The sequence below is a fragment of the Xanthomonas sp. NCPPB 2933 genome (assembly GCF_056725225.1).
The window spans coordinates 3,171,461-3,198,417 of sequence record NZ_CM161518.1 but is presented as its reverse complement, the minus strand read 5'-3'; the positions used below and the strand labels follow the sequence as shown (position 1 = coordinate 3,198,417).

19 protein-coding genes and 1 tRNA gene are annotated in these 26,957 nt (G+C 63.2%); 16 read left to right on the top strand and 4 right to left on the bottom strand.

Features of this window, described 5'->3' with window-relative positions; translation table 11 throughout:
- Window positions 1-7: 7 nt before the first annotated feature.
- The 3 genes from xylA (at window position 8) to AC1PLU_RS12995 (ending at window position 4,798) form a co-directional block, all read left to right on the top strand.
- Window positions 8-1,345, top strand: a complete 1,338-nt coding sequence (xylA, locus tag AC1PLU_RS13005) for a xylose isomerase (protein ID WP_481106436.1) — start codon at window positions 8-10, stop codon at window positions 1,343-1,345.
- A gap of 87 nt (window positions 1,346-1,432) precedes the next feature.
- Window positions 1,433-2,860, top strand: a complete 1,428-nt coding sequence (locus AC1PLU_RS13000; protein ID WP_481095440.1) for a sugar porter family MFS transporter — start codon at window positions 1,433-1,435, stop codon at window positions 2,858-2,860.
- Window positions 2,861-3,247: 387 nt separating this feature from the next.
- Window positions 3,248-4,798 (top strand): MASE1 domain-containing protein, encoded by a 1,551-nt coding sequence (locus tag AC1PLU_RS12995; RefSeq protein ID WP_481095441.1) that lies wholly within the window; start codon window positions 3,248-3,250, stop codon window positions 4,796-4,798.
- Window positions 4,799-5,620: 822 nt separating this feature from the next.
- On the opposite strand, the gene AC1PLU_RS12990 is transcribed toward AC1PLU_RS12995, so the two are convergent.
- Window positions 5,621-5,851 carry a hypothetical protein gene (locus AC1PLU_RS12990; RefSeq protein WP_481095442.1) on the bottom strand — a complete coding sequence of 77 codons (231 nt, stop codon included), beginning with the start codon at window positions 5,849-5,851 and terminating at the stop codon, window positions 5,621-5,623.
- Window positions 5,852-6,070: 219 nt separating this feature from the next.
- Here AC1PLU_RS12990 and AC1PLU_RS12985 point away from each other — a divergent pair, with 219 nt between their 5' ends.
- Both AC1PLU_RS12985 and folE2 read left to right on the top strand, forming a co-directional pair.
- Window positions 6,071-7,222: an N-acetylmuramoyl-L-alanine amidase gene (locus tag AC1PLU_RS12985; RefSeq protein ID WP_481106435.1), complete on the top strand. Its 1,152-nt coding sequence runs from the start codon at window positions 6,071-6,073 to the stop codon at window positions 7,220-7,222.
- Window positions 7,223-7,258: 36 nt separating this feature from the next.
- Window positions 7,259-8,182, top strand: coding sequence for a GTP cyclohydrolase FolE2 (gene folE2, locus AC1PLU_RS12980; protein ID WP_481095444.1), 924 nt, complete (start codon window positions 7,259-7,261; stop codon window positions 8,180-8,182).
- Between the two features lie 434 nt (window positions 8,183-8,616).
- Here folE2 and AC1PLU_RS12975 read toward each other — a convergent pair.
- Window positions 8,617-8,691, bottom strand: a tRNA-Glu gene (locus tag AC1PLU_RS12975).
- Window positions 8,692-8,739: 48 nt separating this feature from the next.
- Here AC1PLU_RS12975 and pcnB point away from each other — a divergent pair.
- From pcnB to AC1PLU_RS12935, 8 genes are all read left to right on the top strand, one after another.
- Entirely contained in the window at window positions 8,740-10,107 is a 1,368-nt protein-coding gene (pcnB, locus tag AC1PLU_RS12970; RefSeq protein ID WP_115039041.1) for a polynucleotide adenylyltransferase PcnB, read from the top strand.
- Window positions 10,108-10,110: 3 nt separating this feature from the next.
- Window positions 10,111-10,596: a 2-amino-4-hydroxy-6-hydroxymethyldihydropteridine diphosphokinase gene (gene folK, locus AC1PLU_RS12965; RefSeq protein WP_481106434.1), complete on the top strand. Its 486-nt coding sequence runs from the start codon at window positions 10,111-10,113 to the stop codon at window positions 10,594-10,596.
- 35 nt (window positions 10,597-10,631) lie between these two features.
- Window positions 10,632-11,447: a 3-methyl-2-oxobutanoate hydroxymethyltransferase gene (panB, locus tag AC1PLU_RS12960; RefSeq protein WP_268211743.1), complete on the top strand. Its 816-nt coding sequence runs from the start codon at window positions 10,632-10,634 to the stop codon at window positions 11,445-11,447.
- Window positions 11,444-12,286: a pantoate--beta-alanine ligase gene (gene panC, locus AC1PLU_RS12955; RefSeq protein ID WP_268211742.1), complete on the top strand. Its 843-nt coding sequence runs from the start codon at window positions 11,444-11,446 to the stop codon at window positions 12,284-12,286. The genes panB and panC overlap by 4 nt, the downstream gene beginning before the upstream one ends.
- Window positions 12,287-12,395: 109 nt before the next feature.
- Window positions 12,396-12,776 (top strand): aspartate 1-decarboxylase, encoded by a 381-nt coding sequence (gene panD, locus AC1PLU_RS12950; protein WP_268211741.1) that lies wholly within the window; start codon window positions 12,396-12,398, stop codon window positions 12,774-12,776.
- Window positions 12,773-14,287, top strand: a complete 1,515-nt coding sequence (gene pgi, locus AC1PLU_RS12945) for a glucose-6-phosphate isomerase (protein ID WP_481106433.1) — start codon at window positions 12,773-12,775, stop codon at window positions 14,285-14,287. The genes panD and pgi overlap by 4 nt, the downstream gene beginning before the upstream one ends.
- A gap of 211 nt (window positions 14,288-14,498) precedes the next feature.
- Window positions 14,499-14,843, top strand: coding sequence for a type II toxin-antitoxin system Phd/YefM family antitoxin (locus AC1PLU_RS12940; RefSeq protein WP_074057623.1), 345 nt, complete (start codon window positions 14,499-14,501; stop codon window positions 14,841-14,843).
- Window positions 14,844-14,845: 2 nt separating this feature from the next.
- A complete protein-coding gene (locus AC1PLU_RS12935) occupies window positions 14,846-15,472 on the top strand; it encodes an ATPase (RefSeq protein ID WP_481106432.1) in 627 nt (208 codons plus the stop codon).
- Between the two features lie 922 nt (window positions 15,473-16,394).
- Here the strand turns inward: AC1PLU_RS12935 and AC1PLU_RS12930 are convergent.
- Complete coding sequence (locus tag AC1PLU_RS12930) at window positions 16,395-18,350, bottom strand: PhoX family protein (RefSeq protein WP_481106431.1); 1,956 nt, start codon at window positions 18,348-18,350, stop codon at window positions 16,395-16,397.
- Between the two features lie 435 nt (window positions 18,351-18,785).
- Here AC1PLU_RS12930 and AC1PLU_RS12925 point away from each other — a divergent pair, with 435 nt between their 5' ends.
- Together AC1PLU_RS12925 and AC1PLU_RS12920 are read left to right on the top strand one after the other, a co-directional pair.
- Entirely contained in the window at window positions 18,786-21,398 is a 2,613-nt protein-coding gene (locus tag AC1PLU_RS12925; protein ID WP_481106430.1) for a glycoside hydrolase family 3 protein, read from the top strand.
- A 257-nt stretch (window positions 21,399-21,655) separates the two neighbouring features.
- Complete coding sequence (locus AC1PLU_RS12920) at window positions 21,656-23,218, top strand: sodium/sugar symporter (protein WP_481106429.1); 1,563 nt, start codon at window positions 21,656-21,658, stop codon at window positions 23,216-23,218.
- 103 nt (window positions 23,219-23,321) lie between these two features.
- On the opposite strand, the gene AC1PLU_RS12915 is transcribed toward AC1PLU_RS12920, so the two are convergent.
- Window positions 23,322-25,169 (bottom strand): putative bifunctional diguanylate cyclase/phosphodiesterase, encoded by a 1,848-nt coding sequence (locus tag AC1PLU_RS12915; protein ID WP_268215166.1) that lies wholly within the window; start codon window positions 25,167-25,169, stop codon window positions 23,322-23,324.
- A gap of 435 nt (window positions 25,170-25,604) precedes the next feature.
- On the opposite strand from AC1PLU_RS12915, the gene AC1PLU_RS12910 reads away from it, so the two are divergent.
- Complete coding sequence (locus AC1PLU_RS12910) at window positions 25,605-26,591, top strand: glycoside hydrolase family 5 protein (RefSeq protein ID WP_168957824.1); 987 nt, start codon at window positions 25,605-25,607, stop codon at window positions 26,589-26,591.
- Window positions 26,592-26,957: the final 366 nt, after the last annotated feature.

The following is a 26,957-nucleotide window of genomic DNA, read 5'->3' as shown; positions in this document are numbered from 1 at the left end:
TCACCCCATGAGCAACACCGTCTACATCGGCGCGAAAGAATATTTCCCCGGCATCGGCAAGATCGGCTTCGAAGGCCGCGACTCTGACAACCCGCTGGCCTTCAAGGTCTACGACGCCAACAAGCAGATCGGCGACAAGACCATGGCCGAGCATCTGCGCTTTGCGGTGGCCTATTGGCACAGCTTCTGCGGCAACGGCGCCGATCCGTTCGGCCCGGGCACGCGTGCGTATCCGTGGGATGTAGGCAATACCGCATTGAACCGTGCCGAGGCCAAGGCCGATGCCGCGTTCGAATTCTTCACCAAACTCGGCGTGCCGTATTACTGTTTCCACGATATCGACCTGTCGCCGGATGCCGATGACATCGGTGAGTACGAGAGCAACCTCAAGCACATGGTCGGCATCGCCAAGCAGCGCCAGGCCGATACCGGCGTCAAGCTGTTGTGGGGTACGGCGAACCTGTTCTCGCACCCGCGTTACATGAATGGTGCGTCCACCAACCCCGACTTCAACGTCGTTGCGCGTGCGGCGGTGCAGGTCAAGGCGGCGATCGATGCCACCGTCGAGTTGGGCGGGGAAAACTACGTGTTCTGGGGCGGCCGCGAAGGCTATGCCTGCCTGCACAACACGCAGATGAAGCGCGAGCAGGACAACATGGCGCGCTTCCTCACCCTGGCACGCGACTACGGGCGTGCGATCGGGTTCACCGGCAACTTCCTGATCGAACCCAAGCCGATGGAGCCGATGAAGCACCAGTACGACTTCGACAGCGCCACGGTGATCGGCTTCCTGCGTCAGCACGGCCTGGATCAGGATTTCAAACTCAATATCGAAGCCAACCACGCCACGCTCTCAGGCCATAGCTTCGAGCACGATCTGCAGGTGGCTTCCGATGCCGGCCTGCTCGGCAGCATCGACGCCAACCGTGGCAATCCGCAGAACGGCTGGGATACCGATCAGTTTCCGACTGATCTCTACGACACCGTCGGCGCGATGCTGGTGGTGCTGCGTCAGGGCGGGCTGGCACCGGGTGGTCTGAATTTCGATGCCAAGGTGCGGCGTGAATCGTCCGATCCGCAGGACCTGTTCCTGGCGCATATCGGCGGCATGGACGCGTTCGCGCGCGGGCTGGAAGTGGCCAATGCGTTGCTGACGTCTTCGCCGTTGGAGCAATGGCGCGCCGAGCGTTACGCCAGTTTCGACAGCGGTGCGGGTGCGGCATTCGCCGATGGCACCAGCACGCTGGTGGATGTGGCAAATCATGCGGCCGGCAATGAACCAAAGCAGATCAGCGGCCGCCAGGAAGCCTACGAGAACCTGATCAATCAGTATCTGACGCGTTGATGTCCCGTGGCCGGCGGCGCATTGTGCGTCGCCGGCCGATGCCGGCCACCCCCATGGCCGCTCCTTTGCATGCTTCCAGGTGACCCCATGTCCAGTGTCTCCGTAAACGGCGCCCCCGATGCCGGTGAGAACACCCGTTTTATCGTCCTGATCAGTTGTGTAGCCACGATCGGCGGATTTTTGTTCGGTTTCGATAGCGGCGTGATCAACGGCACTGTCGATGGCCTGAAGCAGACCTTCAATTCCAGCGCCTTCTTGACTGGCTTAGAAGTCGCCTCAATGTTGGTGGGCTGCGCTATTGGCGCCTTCTTTGCCGGCTATTTGGCCGACCGTTGGGGCCGCCGCGCGGTCCTGATCATTTCTGCGGCACTGTTTCTGGTCTCGGCGATCGCCGCTGGCGCCGCGCACAACTCCTTGTTTTTCATTTTCGCTCGCGTGATGGGCGGCTTTGCAGTGGGCGCGGCAAGCGTCATCTCGCCGGCCTACATCGCCGAGGTCGCCTCCGCGCGCTATCGCGGCCGCCTGGCCACCGTGCAGCAGATCGCCATCATCAGCGGGCTGTTCTGCGCCTTCCTGAGCAACTATTTGTTGGCAAAAGCCGCTGGTGCCTCCACCGAGCCGTTATGGGGCGGGCAGGCCGCGTGGCGCTGGATGTTCTGGATGCAGGCGATTCCCTCGCTGGCATTTCTGTTGTTGCTGCTGGTCATCCCCGAAAGCCCGCGCTACCTGGTGGTCAAGGGGCGTCGCGAGCAGGCGCTGGCGGTGTTGAAGCGCTTGTACGGCAACGCTGCGGCGCAGACCAAGTTGACCGAAATCTCGGCGTCCATGTCGGCCGACCAGCACAAGCCCAAGTTCTCCGACCTGATCAGCACAGCCACCGGCAAGGTTCGCCCGATCGTCTGGATCGGCGTGGGCCTGGCGGTGTTCCAGCAGCTGGTCGGCATCAACGTGGTGTTCTATTACGGCGCGGTGTTGTGGCAAGCAGTGGGCTTCTCCGAGCAGGACGCGCTGCTGATCAACGTGCTCTCCGGCGGCCTCAGCATTGGCGCCTGCCTGGTCACGGTGATGCTGGTCGACAAGATCGGTCGCAAGCCGTTGCTGTGGATCGGCTCGGTCGGCATGACCGTGTCGCTGGCCCTGGTCACCTATGCCTTCGCCACCGCCTCGCTGGATGCCGCTGGCAAGCTGGCCATGTCCGATGCCATGGGCATGCTCGCGCTGGTGGCCGCCAATGTCTATGTGGTGTTCTTCAATGCCTCATGGGGCCCGGTGATGTGGGTGATGCTGGGCGAGATGTTCCCCAACCAGATCCGCGGCTCGGGCCTGGCCATCGCCGGTGCGGCGCAGTGGACCTCCAACTTCGCCATCACCGTCAGCTTCCCGATCCTGCTTGGCAGCATCGGTCTGGCCGGTGCCTACGGCATCTACACCGTGGCCGCCTTCATCTCGGTGTTCTTCGTGCTCAAGTACGTCTACGAGACCAAGGGCAAGGAACTGGAGCAGATGGAAGGCTGATCCTGTCTGTTATGCCGATATCGGCATGTAAAACGAAGAAGGCCGCGCATTGCGCGGCCTTCTTCGTTGATGGTCTTGCTTATGCCGAGCATAGAAGCGCAACTGCATAAGCTGTCCCATCAAGGCGGTGGTGATCGCTTGAAGCAATTATGCGCTTGCGCTCAGTGCTGCAAGCGATCAGCACAGCTCATCGCTACGCGCTGATGTGTCTGCATCGCTGTATGAGCCAATGCACCAGTAAAGTGCAAAGTGGGTCGCTCTAGGGGATAACCGCCTAGAAGCTCGGAGTCTGTCCATTGCGCTTCGTGCAAATTGTGCGCCAACGCTATACTCGAACAGACAGTTCCCTCCAGACTAGGGCGAATCGTGGAACCAAGGAGTGGTGGAATGGCAGTAGCTAAAGAAGTCTTGAGAGGCACGCTGATCAGCGTGTGCTACGGGCTAACGTTTGTAATGCTTTGGTTCTTCTCCATTGATCAATGGTATCTGCCAGTCGGATTAAGAGTCGTTACATTGTTGTTTCGCCCATATCGCGAGTGGCCATTCTTGCTGGCGGGCGATGCGGCAGCGATGCTTTGGCTTCGTGTTCCCCTCTCGCAACGGCAGGGTTACGATTTGACATGGGCTTACGTCAGTCCATTCCTGCACGCGCCGATGCTCGCTTATATCATTTGGCTAGCCCGGCATTATTCACGTGGAATTATTTATCAGTCGCGTTGGTTAATTCCGTTTGCCATTTTTGTTGCATTCTGCAACGCGTTGTGGAGCATTTTGATAAATGCTGTCCTAGATGGTCCGACTACAGCGCAGACAATGGGTTTCCTGCTGCGTTACACTCTCGGAGGCTATTTTGGCATCTTGATGTTCTTGCTTCCTACGATGCTTTGGTCGCCCAAAAAGCTGAAGCCGATTCGGATAGACTTGCCGCGTGACCTCGGCTTTTCCATTATCTTCATCGTTTCACTGTTTTATATGCTTTATTACGTGTATCCTGTTTATTACCGTAATATTATTATGATCGCTTTAATGGGGCCCGCAATCGTCTTGACTCGTCGTCATGGCGGAATGGGGACAGTACTAGGGACCTTGCTTGCAAGTGTTGCGCTTGCTATCAGCATCCCTGCTGCCTATAAGGTAGGATTTTATGATAAAGATTTATTCATAATTCAAGCGGTGCATTTGGTTGTTAGCACAGCCCTGTTTATTTTTGGGGCGCGGATTACGAAGCCTTTCAGGCGCTTCGATACCATTCGCAATATCAGGGCGGAGGCGGAAAAAGCTGTAAGAGATAGTTATTTGGCCGCAGAGCGAACATTGCGCAGTCAAGTCGTTGACTATTCTGATGTTAGTGTTCAGATCAATCGAATGCGTAAAGATATCGTGGCAGACCTGCGCGCGCGTGGACACCACGCGGCTGCAATGGAGATTACGCGTGTCGCAGTGATTGAGTCCCAACTTCTTCAGGAATATGTCGCAAATCTGTATCCGCTGGAGATCGAAACGCATGGCCTGTTTCAGTCGCTCCGCTCGCCGGCACTCGCGCGATTCAAGTCCACAAAATTTGAACATCTTTTACAAGGAGATTGCCGTCAACTCTCACTTGGTCTCCAGTTAGCTGCCTATCGTTGCACGCTTGGTGCAATTGAGCTGCTGCCGCACGCAAGTAAATATTTTATCCAGGCCCGCGTATGGCGAGGCCGAGGGGGGCAAGGCGTCGCCGTGCGCGTGTTCGCGGACACGTCCCTGATAGATGCCGTGCGGCGCGATTCACCAGAGGCTGATGCCGAATTTCGTGCCCGATTGAAGTCGCATAGCGGCACATTCCGTCGCCGCCATGCGTTAGTGCTCACCTTCCTTGTCGCAGAGATGTCAGCTGCTAGTTCGAAGGAGAGACCCTCCAGTGTTCCCCGTTGGCTTGCTGCTCGACGTGCACAGTGAAATTTCCAGTCCTGTAGACCATGCGGGCCCTGTTACTTGTTGTTTTGCTCGCGGTAGCGTTATTGCTGCTGGTCCCAATGGAATTGGATGCTGGTACTGACACGCGGTCCACATCCTTGCCCATTGGTACTACCCAAAGTGCATTGTCGACACGGGCCACCACCGCTCGCACTGCGCCTGCGGTATCGTTGATCTGCACGTAGGTCACGCCATCGCGTTGGAATTCGTAAATTGACCACGCAGCATCCAATGCCAAGTTGGTTGCACTTGGATGACTGTCGCCCAGGCCCGTTGCTCGCACTCCTACACCACCACTAGGGCAGCAAACCTGGGCTGACGCTTCGCCAAAGATCAAAAGGCCCGCCAGTACGCACACGGCTCTCAGTACGTTCGCTTTCATGTCCATAATTTTTCGCCTTCCCCTGCTAGGGACGATTCTGCCTGCGATTCAGGCTCACCTACGGTACGTCCATACGGCTATCCGGTGTTGGTGTTTGTCGCAAAAATTTATTGGGCTAAGGTGATGCTGTCTCGATGCGTTCTCGCGTGTGAGTTGGCACAAGCTTTTGCGCTCTTCCAGGCTACTTCAAATTGCTAATTCGCCCAATTGCGCGCTAAGAGAGTATGCAGAGTCATTTATTTGGACATGTGTACAAAACGGGGAGCGCTGACCCGGGTGCACGGCTGCATGGCGGTTTTATCGGGCAGTAGTGAGTCACCGCAAGGTGTAACTCTCGTCTTGTCTCGTCATACGGAGATATTGCTCAGTTCGGTAGAAGTGCGACTGTGCAAAGGTGTTCTGAAGGCCTTGGGGTTATCGAATTAATGCTCCGGCTCCAGATCCAGATCCATCCGAGCACGCTCAAACCACCCAATCACCTGCTGGTGATGCGCCTGGCCCCAGCGACGCAGAAATTGCTGGGTGTGGTGGTCGTTGGAGTTGCGCAGGCTGGTCAGGCGCTCGGCGATGAAGAGGGCGGTCAATGGCTGTGCGCAGTCGACTTCGATGCAATGGCGCCAGGCGGTGTAGCTGTCGGGAAGGGCGGCAGACATTGGGCGGGCTCCGGTAGGCAAGGAAATGAACCTGAAGGCGCAGGCAAGCAAGCATGGGCTTGCTTTTGCGCAGTTATTGTTACTTTATAACACTTCATCTCCCTCGCTGGGCCAAGCTCCCGTGTCGTGTTCACTGCCGTTGTTCGTGTGCTCCAAGTCGAGTCGGTCGCCAGATCGGAGATGGCGAGGCTGCTGTCTCTGTCGTCCCGGGTGCGCCGCATGAAGCGGCGACAGCTGCTGCAGACCGCCGGCGCGGCGCTGGTGCTGTCGCCGGGTCTGGGCTATGCGCAAGAGGTTCCGGAACTGCGCAGCTGCGGCGTACAGCAGCACGATGACGGCCTGCGGCTTCGACTCGAATTGAACGCGCAGGTCGCCTACCGCCGTTTTCGTCTGTCCAATCCCGAGCGCTTGGTCATCGACCTGAGCGGCGTGTCGAGCCAGCCACCGCGGATCGATCCGTTACCTGGCGGCCTTGCCGTCGTCGCGATTCGCAGCGGTCCGCAGATGGACGGATTGCGTGTGGTGCTCGATCTGGCGCAGCCGCTGGCAACGACTGCGCGGTGGGAGGGCAGTGCGCTGGTGCTGGATCTTGCTGTTGCTTCCGGCACTGGGTCGTTGTCCGCCGCCGATACCACCGATCCGGCGGTTGCGTCCACGCGTTCACGTCTGCACCCCTACGTGGTCGCCATCGACGCCGGCCACGGCGGCAAGGATCCCGGCGCGGTCAGTGCCGATGCGCGCTACGAGAAGCATGTGGCCATGGCGGTCGCGGGGCGTCTGCACCAGCGTCTGGCGGCCGATCCGCGTTACCGGCCGACGATGATCCGCAGCGACGATCGCTTCGTGCCGCTGCATGAGCGGGTGTTGATCGCCCATCGCCACAACGCCGATCTATTCGTCTCCATCCACGCCGATGCTGCGCCCAACAGCGAAGCACGCGGTGCCTCGGTGTTCGCGCTGTCGCAGAACGGCGCCAGCTCCGCATTGGCGCGCTGGATCGCCGATAGCGAGAACGCCGCCGACGACATGGGAGATAGTGCGCGCCGTTTGCGGGTGCCGAGCAATCCGGTGTTGTCGCAGGTGCTGGCCGATCTGTCGCTGAGCGGCACCATCGCCTGCAGCCTGCAGTTCGGCAGCTTGATGCTCGGCCGGTTGCAGCAGGTGACACGGCTGCATCAGAACCAAGTCGGGCAGGCGGGCTTTGCGGTGTTGAAGTCGCCGGATATCCCGTCGCTGCTGGTGGAAACCGGCTTCATGAGCAATCGCGACGATTGCCGGCGGCTGTGTGGCGATGCGCATCAGGACGAACTTGCGCAGACCTTGCACGCCGGCATCGACGATTACTTTCAGGCAGTTCCCGGTCGCGCCTGAGGCGCGATCACTCCCTCCTCATTCAACGAGCTTTCGATGTCCGCCACGCTTCCCGATGTTGCCGTTACCGAACTTTCCACGTTGAGCGCGCCGCTGCGTTGGGTGGGCATGCAGGACATCGCCATGCCGGTGCGCCTGGACGAAGCCGAGCCAAGCGGAACTGTGGCCGCGCGCGCCACTGTGCAGGTGGATCTGCCACAGCCCGAGCGCAAGGGCATCCATATGTCGCGGTTGTATCGATTGCTCGATCAGCACCTGGAGCAACCGTTGTCGCCGGCGATGCTGTCGCATTTGCTGCAGGCCATGATCGACAGCCACGCCGATTGCGGAAGCCGCGCGGCGCGCGTGTCGCTGGCTTTCGAGTTGATGCTGCGGATGCCGGCATTGCTGAGCGAGGGGTTGGCCGGTTGGCGCGCTTATCCGGTGCGGATCGACGCGCAATGCAGGGCAGGGCGCAGCCATGTGCGTCTGCAGATCGATGTGCTCTACGCCTCTACATGCCCATGTTCTGCGGCGTTATCGCGCCAGTTGCTGAGCGAGGCGTTCTTGCAGCAACACGCCGGGCGTGACGCGCTGGCGCCGGAGGACGTTGCGCACTGGCTGCAATACAACGGCTCGTACGCCACGCCGCATAGCCAGCGCAGCGTGGCGCAGGTGCGCGTGGACCTGATCGCCTGCACGCAGCGGTTCGATATCCGCGAGTTGGTCGGTCTGTGCGAACAAGCGCTGGCCACGCCGGTGCAGGCCGCAGTGCGGCGCATCGACGAGCAGGCGTTTGCGCGCTTGAACGGCGCCAACCTGATGTATGTCGAAGACGCTGCGCGGCGTCTGCGCAAGATGCTGGCCGAGCGCTATGCCAACTTCCATGTGGCGGTTCGCCATTTCGAAAGTCTGCATGCCCACGACGCGGTTGCCGAGACCGACAGCGATGCCGAGGGCTTTCATCCATTTGCCGATTGAGGGCTTGCCATGCCGTGCAAGAATTCGTTGCGTTGTGCGCCACGTCCACGCAAACGCGGTGTCTATCTGGCTGCGATGCGCAGTGCGCAGCCCACCGCGCAAGCGTGCGTCGTTGCCGGGCCGTATGTGGTCATTCGCGCCAACGCGATCGGTGCGATTACGAGAGTGCATCGCTGCTGATCGGCAGCAATGTCGCTTGAGTTTTGCTGCAGGTTTCGCAGCAAGTCAGCCGACACCCACAAGCGAGCGCGACAGATTGACACATGGGCTGCTGCAACTGAGGCGCCATCTGAAGGGGTGGCTCAGGCGCAGCTCGGCGTTGATCTGCAACGCCCCCGCGATGCACCGCAGACCAACTGCGCCGTACCGCCTGCGCCACAACGCAAAAGCCCCGCAATGCGGGGCCCTGGCGTTTTTCTGCAGCGAGACGGGAGTGGTGCTCCCTAGGGGGCTCGAACCCCTGTTTTAGCCTTGAGAGGGCCACGTCCTAACCATTAGACGAAGGGAGCGTTTTGTCGCGTCCTGTGCAGCGGGCTAGTATAGTGTGGCAACAGCCGTTGGGCAATCCTGCAACACGAAACGGAAACGCCATCATCGAACCCTCAGTTACATCTCCGTTCACGCTGCGCGTCATTCCACGCGACCAGCACACCATCTCGCGCAAGGACATCAGCCCAAACGCGCTGCGCGTGCTGTACCGCCTGCGCGAATCGGGCTTTGGCGCCTACCTGGTCGGCGGCGCAGTCCGCGATCTGCTGGTCGGCGGGCATCCCAAGGATTTCGACGTCGCCACCAGCGCCACGCCGGAAGAAGTCAAAGCGCTGTTCCGCAACTGCCGTCTGATCGGCCGCCGCTTCCGCCTGGCGCATGTGGTGTTCGGCCGCGAGATCATCGAAGTGGCCACGTTCCGCGCCAATGTCGACGACGGCAGCGGCGACCGCGAACTGGATAACGGCCGGCTGGTGCGCGACAACGTCTATGGCAGCATCGAAGACGACGCGATCCGCCGCGACTTCACCTGCAATGCCCTGTACTACGCGATCGAAGATTTCTCGGTGCGCGATTACTGCGGCGGCTTCGAAGACGTGCAGGCGCGGCTGATGAAGTTGATCGGCAACCCGGAGCTGCGTTACCAGGAAGATCCGGTGCGCATGCTGCGCGCGGTACGCCTGGCCGCCAAACTCAACTTCGATATCGAAGCAGGCACCGCAGAACCCATTCCGCGCCTGGCCGGGCTGTTGTCCGAAGCTGCGCCAGCGCGCTTGTTCGAAGAAATTCTCAAGCTGTTCCTGTCCGGGCACGGCGTGGCCAGTTTCGAAGGCCTGGAGCGGTATGGCCTGCTCGGCGCGCTGTTTCCCGAAAGTGCCGCGGCCCTGAAATCCAACCGCAGCGGCGCATTGCGCGCCATGGTGCTGGAAGGCCTGCGCAATACCGATGCACGCGTTGCCAACGACGAGCCGGTGTCGCCCGCATTCTTGTTCGCCTTGCTGCTGTGGCCGGCATTCTGCCGCACCTTGATGGGCCTGCAGGCGCAGGGCGTTCAGCCGGAAGACGCGCAGCGTCGCGCCGCCGACCGGGTCACTTTGCATCAGCTCGAGCGCGTGGCCTTGCCGCGCCGTTTCTCGCTGCCGATGCAGGAAATCTGGCTGCTGCAGACGCGCTTTTCCTCGCGTCAGCGCAAGCGCGTGTTCCGCACCTTGTCGCATCCGCGTTTTCGCGCCGCGTTCGATTTTCTGGTGTTGCGCCAGTTTGCTTCGCCGGATCACGCCGCCGACGTGGAGTTCTGGCGCGAGGCGCAGAAATCCTCCGGCCAGGAGCTGGTCGATGCGATCGAAACCGCGCAGGTCGATCAAGAGGGCGAAGAGGGCGCACCACGCAAGCGCCGTCGCCGCCGTCGTCGCACCGGCGCCCCTGCAGGCGAGTAGGGCATGCACACCGCCTTTGTCGGCCTGGGTGCCAACCTGGGCCCGGCCGAGGCCAGCGTGCGCGCCGCCATCGCCGCGCTTGGCGCGTTGCCGCAGTCCACGTTGATTGCGGCATCGCGCCTGTACCGCACGCCGGCCTGGGGCCGCGAGGACCAGCCCGATTTCATCAACGCCGCAGCGCAGTTGCACACCACGCTGGCGCCGCTGCAGTTGCTGGACGCTTTACTCGGCATCGAGCAGGCCTTCGGCCGGCAGCGCCAGGCCGGCGAGCGCTGGGGCCCGCGCACGCTGGACCTGGATCTGCTGCTGTATGCCGATCAGGTGATCGACCTGCCGCGCCTGCAGGTGCCGCATCCGCATCTGCAGGTGCGCGCCTTCGCGCTGTTGCCGCTGTCCGAGCTGGCTCCGGAGGTGATCATTCCTGGGCATGGAACAGTGCGGCACGCCCTGCAATCGATCCAGGTCAGCGGGCTGGAGCCGATTGGGTAGATAATGGCCGGCTTATCACCCCACGTAATGACTTCATGAGCAGCCATACCGACAGCAAGCCCTGGACCGTGCCCGCCTTGGCGCAGGCCAAGCGCGACGGTCGAAAACTGGTCATGTTGACCGCGTACGACGCCGGCTTTGCGCGCACTTTCGATGCCAATGGCGTGGACCTGATTCTGGTCGGCGATTCGCTGGGCATGGTGGTGCAGGGGCATACCTCTACGCTGCCGGTGACCACCGCCGATATGGTCTATCACACCGCCTCGGTCGCACGTGCGCTGGAGCGTGCGTTGCTGGTGGCCGATCTGTCGTTCCAGGCCGATGCCACGCCGCAGCGTGCGCTGGATGCGGCCACCCAGCTGCTGCAGGCGGGCGCGGAGATGGTCAAGCTCGAAGGCGCCGGGCACAAGCTCGAGGTCATCCGCTACCTGGTCGAGCGCGAGATCCCGGTCTGCTCGCACCTGGGGTTGACCCCGCAATCGGTGCTGCGCTTCGGCGGCTACAAGGTGCAGGGACGTGGTGAAGCCGGCGAGCAGTTGCGTCGCGATGCGCAGGCGGTGGTCGATGCCGGTGCCAGCCTGGTCGTATTGGAATGCGTGCCGACCCCGATCGCCGCGCAGATCAGCGCCGAACTCAGCGTGCCCACCATCGGCATCGGTGCCGGCCCCGGCTGCGATGGCCAGGTACTGGTGATGCACGACATGCTGGGCCTGGACAGCGGCCATCGCCGCCCCAAGTTCGTGAAGGATTTCCTCGCCGAAGGCGGCTCGGTTGCAGGCGCGGTACGCGCGTATGCGCAAGCCGTGCGCGACGGCAGCTTTCCCGATGCAGAGCACGCGTACGCCGCATGATTCAGACCATTACCGATCTTTCCACCCTGCGCGCACTGGTCACCGGCTGGAAGCGTGAGGGCTTGCGCGTGGCGCTGGTGCCGACCATGGGCAACCTGCACGCCGGGCATTATTCGCTGGTGATGCTGGCGCGCCAGTACGCCGACCGTGTGGTGTCGAGCGTGTTCGTCAACCCGACCCAGTTTGGCCCGAACGAAGACTTCGCGCGGTACCCGCGCACGCCCGAGTCCGATCTGCGCGGGCTGGAAGACGCCGGCTGCGATGCGCTGTGGCTGCCGGACGTGGACACCATGTATCCGCTGGGCACCGCATTGGCCACGCCGATCCATGCGCCGGGCGTCAGCGATGTGCTGGAAGGCGTGTGCCGGCCGGGGCACTTCGATGGCGTGTGCACCGTGGTGGCGCGTCTGTTCAACCAGGTGCAGCCGGACGTGGCCGCATTCGGCAAGAAGGACTACCAGCAGCTGGCGGTGATCCGTCAGATGGTGGCCGACCTGGCGTTTCCGATCGAGATCCTGGGCGGCAGCATCGTGCGCGAGGCCGATGGCCTGGCGATGAGCTCGCGCAACCAGTATCTGACGGCCGACGAGCGCCCGCAGTCGACGCACATCCGCAAGGTGCTGCTGCAGATGCGCGAGCGCTATGCCGCCGGTACGCCGCGTGCGCAGGTCGAAGACACCGCCACCCAGGCGCTGGAACAGGCCGGTTTCCGCGTCGATTACGCGGTGGTACGTCTGCCCGACCTTAGCGAGCCGGGCGACAGCAACACTGGCGCGCGGGTTGCCTTGATCGCTGCACGCCTGGGCAACACCCGGTTGATCGACAATCTGGAATTCTGAGGGCCGCCGCTGTGGCCGGGCTGAAGCCCTCACCACCGACCGCGCTGCCGGCCGGTCGGCGCGGGCGCTTTCCGCTAAAATGCCTGCTTTCCTTTAGCCGTTGCCCGTCATGCACCTGTCCCTGCTGAAAGCCAAGATCCACCGCGCCACCGTCACCCACTCCGAGCTCAATTACGAAGGCTCGATCGCCATCGACGGCCTGCTGCTGGAAGCCACCGGCATCCGCGAGTTCGAACAGGTGCACATCTGGGACGTCACCAACGGTGCGCGTTTCAGCACCTATGCCATTCGTGCCGAAGACGGCAGCGGCATCATCTCGCTCAACGGCGGCGCCGCGCGTCACGTGCAGGTCGGCGATCTGATCATCGTTGCCGCCTTCGCCAGCATGAGCGAAGACGAAGCCAAGACCTTCAAGCCCAATCTGGTATATGTGAACGCGCACAACGCGATCTCCCACACCAACCACAGCATCCCCACGCAGGCCGCATGACACACACCAACGGATTCGACGCGCTTCACGCCCACGCCCAGCGCCTGCGCGGCGCTGCCATCCCCGCATTGCTTGCCGCCGAGCCGCAACGGCCGACGCAGTACGCCAGGCAAGTCGGTCCGTTGTATTTCAACTTCGCGCGGCAGAAGTACGACCGCGCCGCGCTCGATGCCTTGTTCGCCATTGCGCGCGAGCGTGATCTGGCCGGCGCGTTCCAGCGCCTGTTCCGCGGCGAGCAGGTCAATGTCACCGAACAACGCGCTGCCTTGCATACCGCGTTGCGTGGCGATCTGACCGACGCTCCGGTGGCCTCCGAAGCGTATGCAACGGCTGCCGAAGTGCGTCAACGCATGGGCGCATTGATCGCGCAGCTGGAAGCCACCGACGTCACCGATATCGTCAGTGTCGGCATCGGTGGCTCCGACCTGGGTCCGCGCCTGGTGGCCGATGCCTTGCGTGCGCCGTCGGGTGCGCGTTTTCGCGTGCATTTCGTCTCCAATGTCGATGGCGCGGCGATGCAGCGCACCCTGGCGACGCTGGACCCGGCGCACACCGCCGGCATCCTGATTTCCAAGACCTTCGGCACCCAGGAAACCTTGCTCAACGGCAGCATCCTGCATGCCTGGTTGGGCGGCAGCGAGCGGCTGTATGCGGTCAGTGCGAACCCGGAGCGTGCAGCAAAGGCCTTCGATATCGCGCCAAGCCGCGTGCTGCCGATGTGGGACTGGGTTGGCGGGCGTTATTCGCTGTGGTCGGCGGTGGGTTTCCCGATCGCCCTGGCGATCGGCTTCGAACGTTTCGAGCAGTTGCTCGAAGGCGCAGCGCAGTTCGATGCGCATGCGCTCAACACGCCGCTGGAAGAGAACATCGCGGTGCTGCACGGGCTCACTGCCGTGTGGAATCGCAACCTGCTCGGCAGCGCGACGCATGCGGTGATGACCTACGACCAGCGTCTGGCATTGCTGCCGGCGTATCTCCAGCAGCTGGTGATGGAGAGCCTGGGCAAGCGGGTCAAGCTCGACGGGTCTGCGGTGGATAGCGACACCGTGTCGGTGTGGTGGGGCGGGGCGGGCACCGATGTGCAGCACAGCTTTTTCCAGGCGCTGCACCAGGGCACCAGCGTGGTGCCGGCCGATTTCATCGGCACTGTGCATAACGACGATCCATACGCAGAAAACCATGTCGCCCTGATGGCCAACGTGCTGGCGCAGACCGAGGCGCTGGCCAACGGCCAGGACAGCAGCGATCCGCACCGCAGCTATCCGGGCGGCCGCCCGAGCACGGTGATCCTGCTCGATGCGCTCACCCCGCAATCGCTGGGCGCGCTGATCTCGATGTACGAGCACAGCGTGTACGTGCAATCGGTGATGTGGGGCATCAACGCGTTCGACCAGTTCGGTGTGGAGCTGGGCAAGCAGTTGGCCAGCCAGTTGCTGACGGCGCTGAAGGGCGAGTCGGCCGACGTGGCAGACCCGGTGACGCGCGAGCTACTCTCCAAGCTGCGTAGCTGAGCAGTCGCGCAGCGGTAGCGTGTTGGACAACGAGGCCTTCGGGCCTCGTTGTCGTTTGGGGGAAGCGGTACGGTGCGCGGGGGCATGCGCCCCGCAGGCTGCAGGCCCGCTATCTGCGCCGGCATAGGTTGGTCTGGCTAAAATGGCCAAATTACCAAAAATGGTAAATTGGGAGTAGGCTGATACCCGTCAACCCTTGCAGGACCGTCCGATGCCACACCCGCAGGATCTGCCCGGCCTGGAAAAATCTCCTGCTGCCGACATCAAGGTAAAGGGCTGGCCCAGCCTGATGCGCAAGGTGCGCACGCATGGCGCAGTGGTCATCACCAACCACAATCACCCCGAGGCGGTGGTGGTGGATGCGGAGGAATACCGGCGCCTGGTGCGTCAGGCAAGCGCGGCCGCCGATGCCTCGACGCGGGCGCAGTCGCTGCAGGCATTGCAGCTGAAGTTCGATGCGCATCTGGCGGCGGTGACCGAAGGCGCGGGCCTGGCTGCGGTGATCAGCAAGCCCGCGCGCCGGGGCAAAAAGATCACCCTGGGGCCGTCGCTCTAGTCGTGGGAAATATCCTGGTGTTGGCCGGCGTCAACGGCGCCGGCAAGAGTTCGCTGCTGGGCAGCTTGTTGCGGGAAGACGGCGCCACCTGGTTCGACCCGGACGCGTTCACCAGGCAACTGGTGGAGCAGGGTTGGGCGCTCGAAGAGGCCAACGCACAAGCCTGGCAGGAAGGCGTGCGGCGGCTACGCCAGGCGATGGCCGATGGCCGCGATTACGCGTTCGAAACCACGCTTGGCGCAACGACCATCCCGCGCCTGCTGCGCGAGGCCTGCGCGCAGCACACGGTGGCGGTGTGGTTCTGCGGTTTGTCGACGGTGGAGCTGCACCTCGAACGCGTCGCAGCGCGGGTTGCCGCTGGCGGGCATGCCATTGCCGAGCACAAGATCCGCGAACGCTTCGATGCTTCGCGTGCGAATCTGATCGCTCTGTTGCCGCATCTGGCGGTGCTGCACGTCTACGACAACAGCGCGCCCGCCGATGCGGCGGGGCAGACCGAGCCGCTGCTGGTGCTGGAACTGGATCGTGCCGGCTTGCATTACCCGACAACGTTGGAGGAATTGGCGCAGGTGCCCGACTGGGCAAAGCCCATCGTGATGGCGGCATTGGAGATGCGCCGCGCGTTTTGAGCAGAGTATCCGGACGGACATGCGCGAGTCGCCTGCCTGATTGAAGATAGGAGTGGCTAGTAAAACTGCTTCACGCCGGTCTACTGCGGGCCGGCTGATCTGCGGCCTGGCTGCAGGGCCTTGCCCGCCCACCATCGCGGGACACGTCGCAAGTACGGACTGGTTGAACAATGTAGATAGATCACTTGTAGAGCAGATGATCTTTAGCTTGGCTGCAGGGCCCTTGCCCGCCCGCCATCGGGGGACACGCTGCAAGTACGGACTGGTTGAACAATGTAGATAGATCACTTGTAGAGCAGGTGATCTTCAGCTTTGCTGCAGGGCCCTTGCCCGCCCACCATCGCGGGACACGCTGCAAGTACGTCCTTGTAAGCTCTTACGCGGCATCCATGCCGCGTAAGGTCCCGCGACGGTGGGCGGGCAAGGACCCGTCGAGATTGTCGGTGTGCATGGTTTTAAACAAAGCAACCGATCAACTCTCTGGTGCGGTGTCCTCACCGATTGCGGGACCGTGTGGCGGCATGGATACCGCCACCGAGCCTCCATGGACGGATTCACGGCGTGTCCCGCGAGCGGTGAGGGCACAGTGCCCTCGACGCACTCGACTTCTTCGCGTTTGCTGCAGGGCGCTTGCCCGCCCACCATCGCGGGACACGCCGCAAGTACGTCCGTGTAGGCTCTTACGCGGCATCCATGCCGCGTAAGGTCCCGCGACGGTGGGCGGGCAAGGACCAGTCGAGATGGTCGGTATGCTTAGCTCTTCTCAAAGCGATCAGCAAACTGTCTGGTGCGGTGAGGGCATCGCACGCTCGACCGACTCACGCGCCCTCACACGAGCGCCCGTCGCGCAGTTGATATAACGGACGAAAGACCATGCCGCTCGCAGCGCTTTGACAGCACTGCGAGCGACGAGACCATGCGCTTAGGCCTTGCCCAACTTCACCGCCACGGGGTCACCGGTGAGATAGCCCACCGCCGCGCCGAAGCGGTTCTTGTAGTTGGCGCGGATCAGCGGATCCAGGGTCGCCTTGACGGTGTCGTGCAGCGGGCTTTCCCAGTCGCCGGGGTGCTGGAAATTACTCATCACGTAGGTCCAGCCGTGGATCTCGTCGACTGCATGCAGACCGGTGGATTCGGCACCGGCGGGCACCGACAGCACACGCGTCAGCGTGCCGCTGTCCACGTTGTAGGCCCACAGGAAATTGTTGACGTGCAGGCTGCTGTCTTCGCCGATGAACAAGGTGCGCAGGGTTTCGGAGAATTTGAGGTTGTCCGGGTTGGCCAGGCGTTCCGGGTCGGCCAGGTTGCCCAGCGCATCGGCCTTGGTCAGGTCGTGGCCGGTGAGTGCGGCCGGAGCGGCCATGTCGATCGGTACCCACTCGCTATGAATCGGCGCGCCGCTGCTGTCGTGGCGGCCGCCACGCAGGTTGAGCGCATACACCGCACCGGAGTCCGGACCTTGTACTTTCACATCGCCCGAGCCGTCGCGCATGCTGGTGACGATGTAGGACATCGCCATGTAGGCGATCTTGTCGCGGGCATTGACGGTGGTGCCCTCGAGCTTGGTGAAGCCCAGGCTGCCGCCGGCCAGTGCCGCGTAGCGATGGGTTTCCAGATAGGTGGCGGCCTTCTCCATGCCTGGCTTGATGCGGATCCAGTTGAAGGTGCCGTTGAACGGGATCTTGGTGAAGGATGAATCGCCCGGGTCGCTCAGATGCACGTCGAGGATGTCGGCGGCGGTGAGGCGATCGGCTAGGGCCTGGATTTCGGCGCTGGTGGCGTGGCCGAGCTTGATCCAGCTCAGCGTGGCGGCGCCCGGGCCGACGCCGGAGGTCTGGTGCCACTTGCCGACGTACAAGGTGCCGGCCGATAGATCCGCCTTGCGGTCGGCGATGAACATGAAAAGACCGCCGTTGGTGGCGTCGTCGCCCATCAGCACGGTGCGTTGGTCGGGCATCACCTGCACCAGCTCATGCGAGATGCGGCCCAGGCAATAGTGCTTGCGTACGCTGCCGGTGCCGTCCGGGTGCACGGTGATTTCCGGCAGGTGGCCGTAGTGATACGGATTGGCTTTCTCCGGGTCGCCGTACAGATGCGTGCTGTAGCTGCGGAACTGGGTGTTACCGGCGAGCGCGGTGGCGTCGGGCTCGTACTCTTCGCTGGATAGATGGGTATTCCATGGCGACAGGCTTGCGCCGCAGGTGGTCCACAGCCCGTGCACCGGCGCGGTGTCCACGTTGTGGTACTTCACCAGCGACAGCTTGCCGGTGGCCGGGTCCTGATCCAGCGTCAGCACCGCGATCGGTGCAGGCAGATGGCGGTTGGTGTCGTTGCCGGCCTGGTCGCGGGTGGTGTATTCGAACTGCACCACCGCGAACACGTGGTTGCCTTTGACTCCGGTCACCTTGGCATTGGGCAGGGTCAGCAGCGAAGAGCCGTCCGGGCAATCGGAAAAGAACGGGCGTTCGGCACCGGGTTTGGAGCGGTCGATGATCGGCCGGTGCTGGATGTCGTAATAGCCGCCAGCCAGCACGGTGCCGCCCTTGCCGTCGGGCACCTGGTCGCCGGTGACGAAGAACGGGTGGTAGGCCAAGTCGTAGCGTTGGGTGCTGCCGTCACTACGGGCGATGGTCAGTGCCGAGCCGACCGTGGTGGTGGCCATGGCAGCCGGGTTGGCCAGACTGGGCGCGGGCATGCCATGGAACGTGGCCGACATCAACTGGGTCGGATTTTCCGACGGCCGTAACGGGCGTGCAGCCAAGGCGGCGCCGCCGAGTTGCTGCAGAGCGGCGGCGCTTGCGCTGCCAAGCGGCAGCATCGGGACGGACGCCAGCAGTTGCATGAGGCGGCGGCGAGCGGGATCGGGGGAGGCAGACATCGAAACTCCAGGCAAAGACAACGATCAACGATGGCCTGCGGCGCATCGGCAAGCCGGTCACGCTAGGCCGGCCGTATGACAGTTGTTTGACGACGGGCTCACCCGTTGGCTGGGGTTTGGATGTGCGCATCGCAGCGGACCCGACCACGCTGTATCGACACAGTCCGGCTGCGCATCCCTGGCGGCACCGAGTGGTGCGATGCAACAAAGTGCGCATTTGTCGAATGCCAAGCAGCGCGCCGGATTTGGCGGTTTTCCGTGGTTTGACAGGTGCTGCCGGTATTCCAAGGCTATAGCCGCGGCCAATAAGTTGCCGGCCATTTGGCATATGGGCTGGCGCGGTTGACAGGGTAGGGGAATCACGCAAGCGTACGCCGCCTAATGGCCTGCGGCGTCACGCATCGCCGTGGGGAGAACCACCTGGAGACCTGGATCTTGGACAAGCTGCTTCGTCGTACCGCCGCGCCCGTTGCGCGTCGTGCCCTCTCTCTGGCCACCGCCGCTGCAGTGCTAATGCTGGCCGCCTGCCAAGGCAAGGACACGGCTGCCGAGGCGAGCAAGACCGCACCGGCTGCCGCACCCGCCGAGGCGTCCACCGCGATCCATCCCGACCAGTGGCCGTCGCCGAAGTGGCCGTTCGCGCAGGACCAGGCCCTGGAGCAGCGCATCACCGATGTGATGGCCAAGATGAGTGTCGAAGAGAAGGTCGCGCAGACCATCCAGGGCGATATCGCCAGCATGACCCCGGACGATGTGCGTAAGTACCGCATCGGCTCGGTGCTTGCCGGTGGTAACTCCGATCCCGGCGGCAAGTACAACGCCAGCCCGGCCGAGTGGCTGAAGCTGGCCGACGCGTTCTATGAAGCGTCGATGGACACCTCCAAGGGCGGCAACGCGATCCCGATCATCTTCGGCATCGATGCGGTGCACGGCCAGAGCAATATCGTCGGCGCCACGCTGTTCCCGCACAACATCGGCCTGGGCGCCACGCGCAACCCGGAGCTGATCAAGCAGATCGGCGAAGTCACCGCTGCCGAAACCCGCGTCACCGGCATGGAGTGGACCTTCGCGCCCACCGTGGCGGTGCCGCAGGACGACCGCTGGGGCCGCAGCTACGAAGGCTATTCCGAGTCGCCGGACGTGGTGGCCAGCTTCGCCGGCAAGATGGTCGAAGGCGTGCAGGGCGTGCCGGGTACGCCGCAGTTTCTCGACGGCAGCCACGTGATTTCCTCGGTGAAGCATTTCGTCGGCGACGGCGGCACCACCGACGGCAAGGACCAGGGCGACACCAAGGTGTCCGAAGCCACCATGCGCGACATCCACGCGGCCGGTTATCCGCCGGCGATCGCGGCCGGTGCGCAGACGGTGATGGCCTCGTTCAACAGCTTCAACGGCGAAAAGATGCACGGCAACAAGGTCATGCTGACCGACGTGCTCAAAGGCCGCATGAACTTCGGCGGTTTCGTGGTCGGCGACTGGAATGGTCACGGCCAGGTCAAGGGCTGCACCAACGAAAACTGCCCGGCCTCGTTCATTGCCGGCGTCGACATGGCGATGGCCTCCGACAGCTGGAAGGGCATCTACGAGACCGAACTGGCGGCAGTGAAGTCGGGCCAGATTTCGGCCGAGCGCCTGGACGATGCGGTGCGCCGGATCCTGCGCGTCAAGCTGCGTCTGGGCCTGTTCGAAGCCGGCAAGCCGTCCAAGCGTCCGCTCGGCGGCAAGTACGAATTGCTGGGCGCGCCGGAACATCGTGCGATCGCCCGTCAGGCGGTGCGCGAGTCGCTGGTGCTGTTGAAGAACCAGGCCGGCATCCTGCCGCTGGATCCGAAAAAGCGCGTGCTGGTGCTGGGCGATGGCGCCAACGACATGGGCAAGCAGTCCGGCGGTTGGACGCTGAACTGGCAGGGCACCGGCACCAAGCGCAGCGACTACCCCAATGGCAACACCATCTGGGAAGGCCTGGACAAGCAGATCAAGGCGGCCGGCGGCAAGGCCGAGCTGGCAGTCGACGGCACGTACAAGACCAAGCCCGACGTGGCCGTGGTGGTGTTCGGCGAGAACCCGTACGCCGAGTTCCAGGGCGACATCGCCACCTTGCTGTACAAGCCGGGCGACGAGAGCGAACTGGCACTGATCAAGAAGCTCAAAGCCGAGGGCATCCCGGTGGTGGCGGTGTTCCTGAGCGGGCGTCCGCTATGGATGAACCAGTACATCAACGCGGCCGATGCGTTCGTTGCCGCCTGGTTGCCGGGTTCGGAAGGCGAGGGCATTGCCGACGTGCTGCTGCGCAAAGCCGATGGCACGGTGCAACACGACTTCAAGGGCAAGCTCAGCTTCTCCTGGCCCAAGACGGCGGTGCAGTTCGCCAACAACGTCGGCCAGAAGGATTACGACCCGCAGTTCAAGTTCGGCTTCGGCCTGACCTACGCCGACAAGGGTGATCTGGCCGCGCTGCCGGAGGAATCGGGCGTGTCCGGCGAGCAATCGGTGGGTGGGGTGTACTTCGTGCGCGGCAAGCCGGCGCTCGGCATTGCGATGCAGCTGTCCAATGCCGGCCAGGCCAACATGCCGGCGACCACGCTGCCGGTGGGTCTGTCCGATGGCAGCCTGAAGATGACCGCGGTCGATCACAAGGCGCAGGAAGATGCACGGCGTCTGGTCTGGTCCGGTGCCAAGGCCTCCAGCGTGTTGCTGGTGTCCGGCAAGCCGGTCGACGTCTCGCGCGAGAGCAACGGCGATGTGCAGTTGCAGCTGACCGTGCGCCGCGACAGCGCGGTGACCGCGCCGGTGTGGCTGGGCGTGGGCTGTGGCGACAAGTGCGGCGGGCGAGTCGATGCGCAGAAAACCCTGGCCGCGCTGCCGCATGGCCAGTGGAAGGTGGTCGGCGTGCCGTTGAAGTGCTTCGCAGTGGCCGGTGCCGATGTGACCAAGCTGAGCCAGGTCGCCAGCATCGAAAGCGGCGCAGCGCTGGACCTGTCGATCTCCAAGATCGCGCTGGGCGCACTCAACGAAGCCGAAGTCACGCTCGACTGCCCGGTCAAGTAAGCAGCACTCCCGCAGGCGCGCTTGCGGGAGCGCTGAGGTAATCAAGCAATACACGCGTCGCCGACTCCGGCGACGTGTTACAGCGGCCACCCTCAGCGGTGGTGTCATTAGCCGCCGCGGGACGCGCGCGTCGATCGGCCGGGAAGGCCTGCAGCTGCGGTTCGCCGCGCTGCCGCCACGCACACGGTGCGGGCGGCGGCAGTCTGCAGACCTGTCCGGTCCACGACGCACACCCCAGAGCCAGACAGGAGAGTGCAGTGGGTTTGGCGACGTTGGATATCGTGATTGTGCTGGTCTATCTGACCGGCATCTTCGTGCTCGCGCAGTGGGTCTCGCGCGAGAAGGCAGGCCACACCAAGAGCGCCGAGGATTACTTCCTGGCGAGCAAGTCGTTGCCGTGGTGGGCGATCGGCGCCTCGCTGATTGCCGCGAACATTTCGGCCGAGCAGATCATCGGCATGGCCGGTTCCGGCTATGCGATCGGTCTGGCGATCGCCTCCTACGAATGGATGGCGGCGCTGACGTTGTTGATCGTCGGCAAGTTCTTCCTGCCGATCTTCCTGCGCAACGGCATCTACACCATGCCGCAGTTCCTGGAACAGCGTTACGGCAAGTGGATCCGCACGCTGATGGCGGTGTTCTGGCTGCTGCTGTACGTGTTCGTCAATCTCACCTCGATCCTGTGGCTAGGGTCGATCGCGGTCAGCCAGGTCACCGGCATGGACCAGACCCTGGCGCTGACGCTGATCGGCGTGTTCGCGCTGGTCTATCAGTTGTACGGCGGTCTGAAGGCGGTGGCGTTGACCGATATCGTGCAGGTCACGCTGCTGGTGCTGGGCGGGCTGCTGGTGGCGGGCCTGACCCTGGCGCGGATCGGCGACGGCGCCGGCGTGCTGGTCGGCTTCAAGCAGCTGTGGAGTGCGCACCCCGAGCACTTCCACATGATCCTGAGCAAGGACAACCCGTTCTACAAGGATCTGCCCGGCCTGAGCGTGCTGCTCGGCGGTCTGTGGGTGATGAACATCAGTTACTGGGGTTTCAACCAGTACATCATCCAGCGCGCGCTGGCGGCCAAGAACATCGGTGAGGCGCAGAAGGGCATGGTGTTTGCCGCGTTCCTGAAGCTGCTGATGCCGTTGGTGATTGTGGTGCCGGGCATCGCCGCGGTGGTGCTGGCGCCGGATCTGGCCAAGCCCGATCAGGCCTATCCCACCATGATGCAGCTGTTGCCGACCGGCATCCTGGGGCTGGTGTTCGCAGCCCTGGTGGCGGCGATCGTGGCCTCGCTGGCTTCCAAGATCAATTCGGTGGCGACGATCTTCACCCTGGATTTCTACGCCAAGTTCCGCCCGCAGACCGAGCAGAAGCAGTTGGTGCGCGTGGGCCGTATCGTGGCCATTGTGGCGGTGGTGATCGGCATCCTCACCGCGCGGCCGTTGCTGGGCAACTTCGATCAGGGCTTCCAGTTCATCCAGGAATTCACCGGCTTCTTTACCCCGGGCGTGGTGGTGATCTTCATGCTCGGCCTGTTCTGGAAGCGCGCTAACGAAGCTGGCGCATTGACCGCGGCGATCGGCTCGGTGGTGCTGTCGTTCGCGCTCAAGTTCGCCTGGCCGGAACTGCCGTTCATGGACCGCATCGGTGTGGTGTTCGTGGCGGCGCTGGTGCTGGCGGTGCTGGTGTCGTTGATGACCGCGCCCACCCAGGCGCGCGACCTGATCCGTACCGATGATGTGGCCTACGGCACCACGCTGGGCTTCAAGGTCGGTGCGATCGGGGTGGTGGTGATTCTGATCGCGCTGTACGCGGTGTTCTGGTAATCGCCAACGCAACCGGCTGACATCGGTTGTTGCACGCGGCGCGGCACGCAGGTGTCGCGCCGCAGTGCGTTTGGACGTTGTGGTTTATACGCGACGCAACGATTTACACCCGCGCTGCCGCCAGGCTCGCGGCGAGCAGATTGACCGGGGCTTCAAATTGCGCATGCCACGGCGTCTGCAGCCAGGTTTCCAACGCGGCGGCCGGCATTGGCTTGGCGATCCAGTAACCCTGGCCTTCGTCGCAGCCCCAGGCGCGCAACTGCGCATACGCCTCGGCCGACTCGATACCTTCGGCGACCACGCGCTGGCCCAGGCTGTGGCCGAGCTGGATCATCGCCGGCACCAGGGTGCGGTCGGTGCGGCTGTCCGGCAGCGAGCGGACGAAGGATTGATCGATCTTCAACGAGCTGGCCGGCAGCTGCTTGAGATAGCTGAAATTGCTGTAGCCGGTGCCGAAGTCGTCGATGGCGATATGCACGCCCAGTGCCGCGATGGCTGCCAATTGCTCGGCCAGATGCTCCGGATGGCGGATCATCGCGCTTTCGGTGAATTCGATTTCCAGCCGGCGCGGGTCCAGCTTGTGGCGCTCCAATCCACGCTTGAGCAGGCCGGCAAAGCCGGGCCGGTCCAGATCGGCGGCCGATACGTTCAAGGCCAGGTTGAAGTCCAGGCCTTGTTGCTGCCAGCGCGCGGCCTGCGCAATGCCGTTGTCGATGACCCAGGCGGTGATGCGATTGATCAGCGCAGTCTTCTCGGCCATCGGCACGAAGTCGGACGGCATCACCGGGCCGATCATCGGGTGCTGCCAACGCAGCAGCGCTTCCACCGCCACGCAGCGGTGATCGTGCAGATCCACGCGCGGTTGATAGTGCAGGCGCAACTGACTGGCGCTGTCCAGCGCGGCGGGCAGGGCGGCTAGCAGGCGGAAGGTATTGCGCTGGGCCACATCGTGCTTGCGCTCGTACATGCTCCACGGCAAGGCGCGCTCGCGTGAGACATCCACCGCGGTGGTGAGCGAGCGGATGGTATCGGCGGCGCCATAGCTGGTCTGCAGCGCAACCGCGCCGATCGAGGCCACTGCCGTATGCGGAATACCCTGGTGTTCCAGCGGCTCGGCGAAGGCCTTGGAGACCTTGATGCACAGCGTGGACAAGCGTTGCGCTTCGGCCTGCGCCAGAAAGCCGAAGGTGGTCGGGTCCAGGCGATACAGCGCGGTGCTGGCCGGCAGATAGGCAGCCAGACGACGTTGCGCCAGGGCCACATAGCCGTCGGCGTAATCCCAGCCCAGCGCCTTGACCATGTCGCGGAAGTAATCGCTGCCGCAGATATCCACCGCTACCGCGGTGGTCGCAGGTGCGCCTTCGCGTTGCGAGAGCCAGGCATCCAGGTCCTCGCCAAAGCGCGATCGATTGGGCAGACCGGTCGGGCCATCGCGATAGGTGGTACTGCGCAGGTTTTCCACCCGCAGTACGGCCAGGTCGCGCAGGCCTTCCAACTGGGCGATGGTCGCTGCGTCCAGACCTGGGCGCGGACTGGTGCCGATCACGCACAAGGTGCCGATGCTGTGGCCGTCGAGCAGTTTCAGCGGTGCGCCTGCGTAGAAGCGGATGAACGGCGGGCCCAGCACCAGCGGGTTGTCGCAGAAGCGCGGATCCAGCTGCGCGTCGGGTACCACCATCACCTCGTCCGAGCGGATCGCATGGGCGCAGAACGCCTGGTCGCGCGGGGTTTCCTGCGCCTCCAGGCCAATACGCGCCTTGAACCACTGGCGGTGCTCGTCCACCAGCGAGACCAGCGCGATTTCCGCACCCAGACTGCGTGCGGCCATCGCGGCGATGGTCTCGAACATCGGGTCCGGTGGCGAGTCCAGCAGGCACAAGCCACGCAGGACGGCCAGCCGGGTCGACTCATCGGCCATCGGCGAAAGCAGGGATTCGGCAGAGCTGAGCATGGATTGCATGTGTTCGTATCGGCCTGAAGCGTGATCCCTTGATCAGGGGCGACTGACTTTGTTCAGTTGATTGCGGGCAGTGCTGCCGGCAGGCAGCGTGCCATGTGCTGTTGCTGGCCGGATCGATGCAATCGCGCGGTGTTTACCGCGACTCGCAGCGTCGGTGATTGGTCTGACTCGGGCGACATTCCTGATCTGCAAAGCCTGTCGCACAAGCGGCGACGGAATGCGTCGAGGCGGCTAAACATTGCCGGCTTACGGCCGATCACTGGCTGTACGCAGATTTATAGAGCCAGCGACAAGCCCGATTTATTTCAGCGCGTGGTTGCTTCTGTGATCTGGGTTGCCTTCACCGCTGTCGGGAGTTGACACAGTGTTCATGCGAGCTGTGGATTCCGCCGTCGCGGTTACGACGTCCCTGCCTGGAAACCGATCGTGAAATCATTGCAGTCTTTCGCTCAACGCATGCTCCTGATCACCGCCGGTCTGGCGCTCTCGTCTGCCGCGCATGCGGGATTGTCGGTCTCGGGCACGCAGTTGCGTGAGTCCAACGGCAACGCGCTGGTGTTGCGCGGGGTCAATCTGCCGCATGCCTGGTACACAAGCCGTACCGATGCAGCCTTGGTGGCCATCGCTGCGACCGGCGCCAACAGCGTGCGGGTGGTGCTCAGCTCCGGCTACCGCTGGAACCGCACACCGGAGGCCGAGGTGGCGCGCATCATCGCGCGCTGCAAGAGCCTGGGCCTGATCGCGGTGCTGGAAGTGCACGACACCACCGGTTATGGCGAAGACGGCGCGGCGGCCGGTCTGGCCCATGCCACCGCTTACTGGACCAGCATCCGCAAGGCGCTGATCGGTAACGAAGACCACGTGATTATCAATATCGGCAACGAGCCGTTCGGCAATCGCTTGAGCGCGAGCGAATGGGTCAACGGCCATGCCACCGCGATCGCTGCGTTACGCAAGAGCGGTCTGACCCACGCGCTGATGGTGGATGCGCCGAACTGGGGGCAGGACTGGCAGTTCTACATGCGCGATAACGCGGCTGCACTGCTGGCGCGCGACAGCAAGCGCAATGTGATCTTCAGCGTGCACATGTACGAGGTGTTCGGCAGCGATGCGACGGTCAATAATTATCTGCGTGCCTTCCGCGATAAAAAGCTGACGCTGGTGATCGGCGAGTTCGGTGGAGACCATCGCGGCGCGCACGTGGACGAGGCGGCGATCATGCGGCGCGCACGCGAGTACAGCGTCGGCTACATGGGCTGGTCGTGGTCGGGCAACGACAGCAGCACCAAATCGCTGGACATTGCAGTTGGCTGGAACGCCGCACGCCTCAGCACCTGGGGAACCAGATTGCTCCTGGGCGCCGATGGGATTGCGGCGACTTCGCGTAGGGCTAGCGTGTTCGGCCCGCGTTGAGAGGTCAGACCTGTCGGCGCGCGTCGGCGGTCTTTTGAATCGGTATTGCGTCTTAGGCTAGGTGTAGAGCGGCTGGTGTTTGGTTTTGCTGCAGGGCCCTTGCCCGCCCACCATCGCGGGACACGCCGCAAGTACGTCCGTGTAGGCTCTTACGCGGCATCCATGCCGCGTAAGGTCCCGCGACGGTGGGCGGGCAAGGACCAGTGGAGATGGTCGGTGTGTAGAGTTTCAAACAATGGATGACGTGCGTTGTTTGGCTGTCGCAGCGTCCGATTAGCTTCCCAAAGCAAGCCGAGCAACAGGCAGGCTTTCATCCAACTACCGACCAACTTTCTGGTGCGGCGTCCTTGCCGATTGCGGGACCGT

Coding starts and splice junctions, on each gene's coding strand:
- folK (WP_481106434.1), top strand. CDS start 10,111: ATGCACACCGCCTTTGTCGGCCTGGGTGCCAACCTGGGCCCGGCCGAG.
- panD (WP_268211741.1), top strand. CDS start 12,396: ATGCACCTGTCCCTGCTGAAAGCCAAGATCCACCGCGCCACCGTCACC.
- pgi (WP_481106433.1), top strand. CDS start 12,773: ATGACACACACCAACGGATTCGACGCGCTTCACGCCCACGCCCAGCGC.
- AC1PLU_RS12930 (WP_481106431.1), bottom strand. CDS start 18,350: ATGTCTGCCTCCCCCGATCCCGCTCGCCGCCGCCTCATGCAACTGCTG.
- panB (WP_268211743.1), top strand. CDS start 10,632: ATGAGCAGCCATACCGACAGCAAGCCCTGGACCGTGCCCGCCTTGGCG.
- xylA (WP_481106436.1), top strand. CDS start 8: ATGAGCAACACCGTCTACATCGGCGCGAAAGAATATTTCCCCGGCATC.
- AC1PLU_RS12940 (WP_074057623.1), top strand. CDS start 14,499: ATGCCACACCCGCAGGATCTGCCCGGCCTGGAAAAATCTCCTGCTGCC.
- folE2 (WP_481095444.1), top strand. CDS start 7,259: ATGTCCGCCACGCTTCCCGATGTTGCCGTTACCGAACTTTCCACGTTG.
- panC (WP_268211742.1), top strand. CDS start 11,444: ATGATTCAGACCATTACCGATCTTTCCACCCTGCGCGCACTGGTCACC.
- AC1PLU_RS12985 (WP_481106435.1), top strand. CDS start 6,071: ATGAAGCGGCGACAGCTGCTGCAGACCGCCGGCGCGGCGCTGGTGCTG.
- AC1PLU_RS12915 (WP_268215166.1), bottom strand. CDS start 25,169: ATGCTCAGCTCTGCCGAATCCCTGCTTTCGCCGATGGCCGATGAGTCG.
- AC1PLU_RS12995 (WP_481095441.1), top strand. CDS start 3,248: ATGGCAGTAGCTAAAGAAGTCTTGAGAGGCACGCTGATCAGCGTGTGC.
- AC1PLU_RS12990 (WP_481095442.1), bottom strand. CDS start 5,851: ATGTCTGCCGCCCTTCCCGACAGCTACACCGCCTGGCGCCATTGCATC.
- AC1PLU_RS13000 (WP_481095440.1), top strand. CDS start 1,433: ATGTCCAGTGTCTCCGTAAACGGCGCCCCCGATGCCGGTGAGAACACC.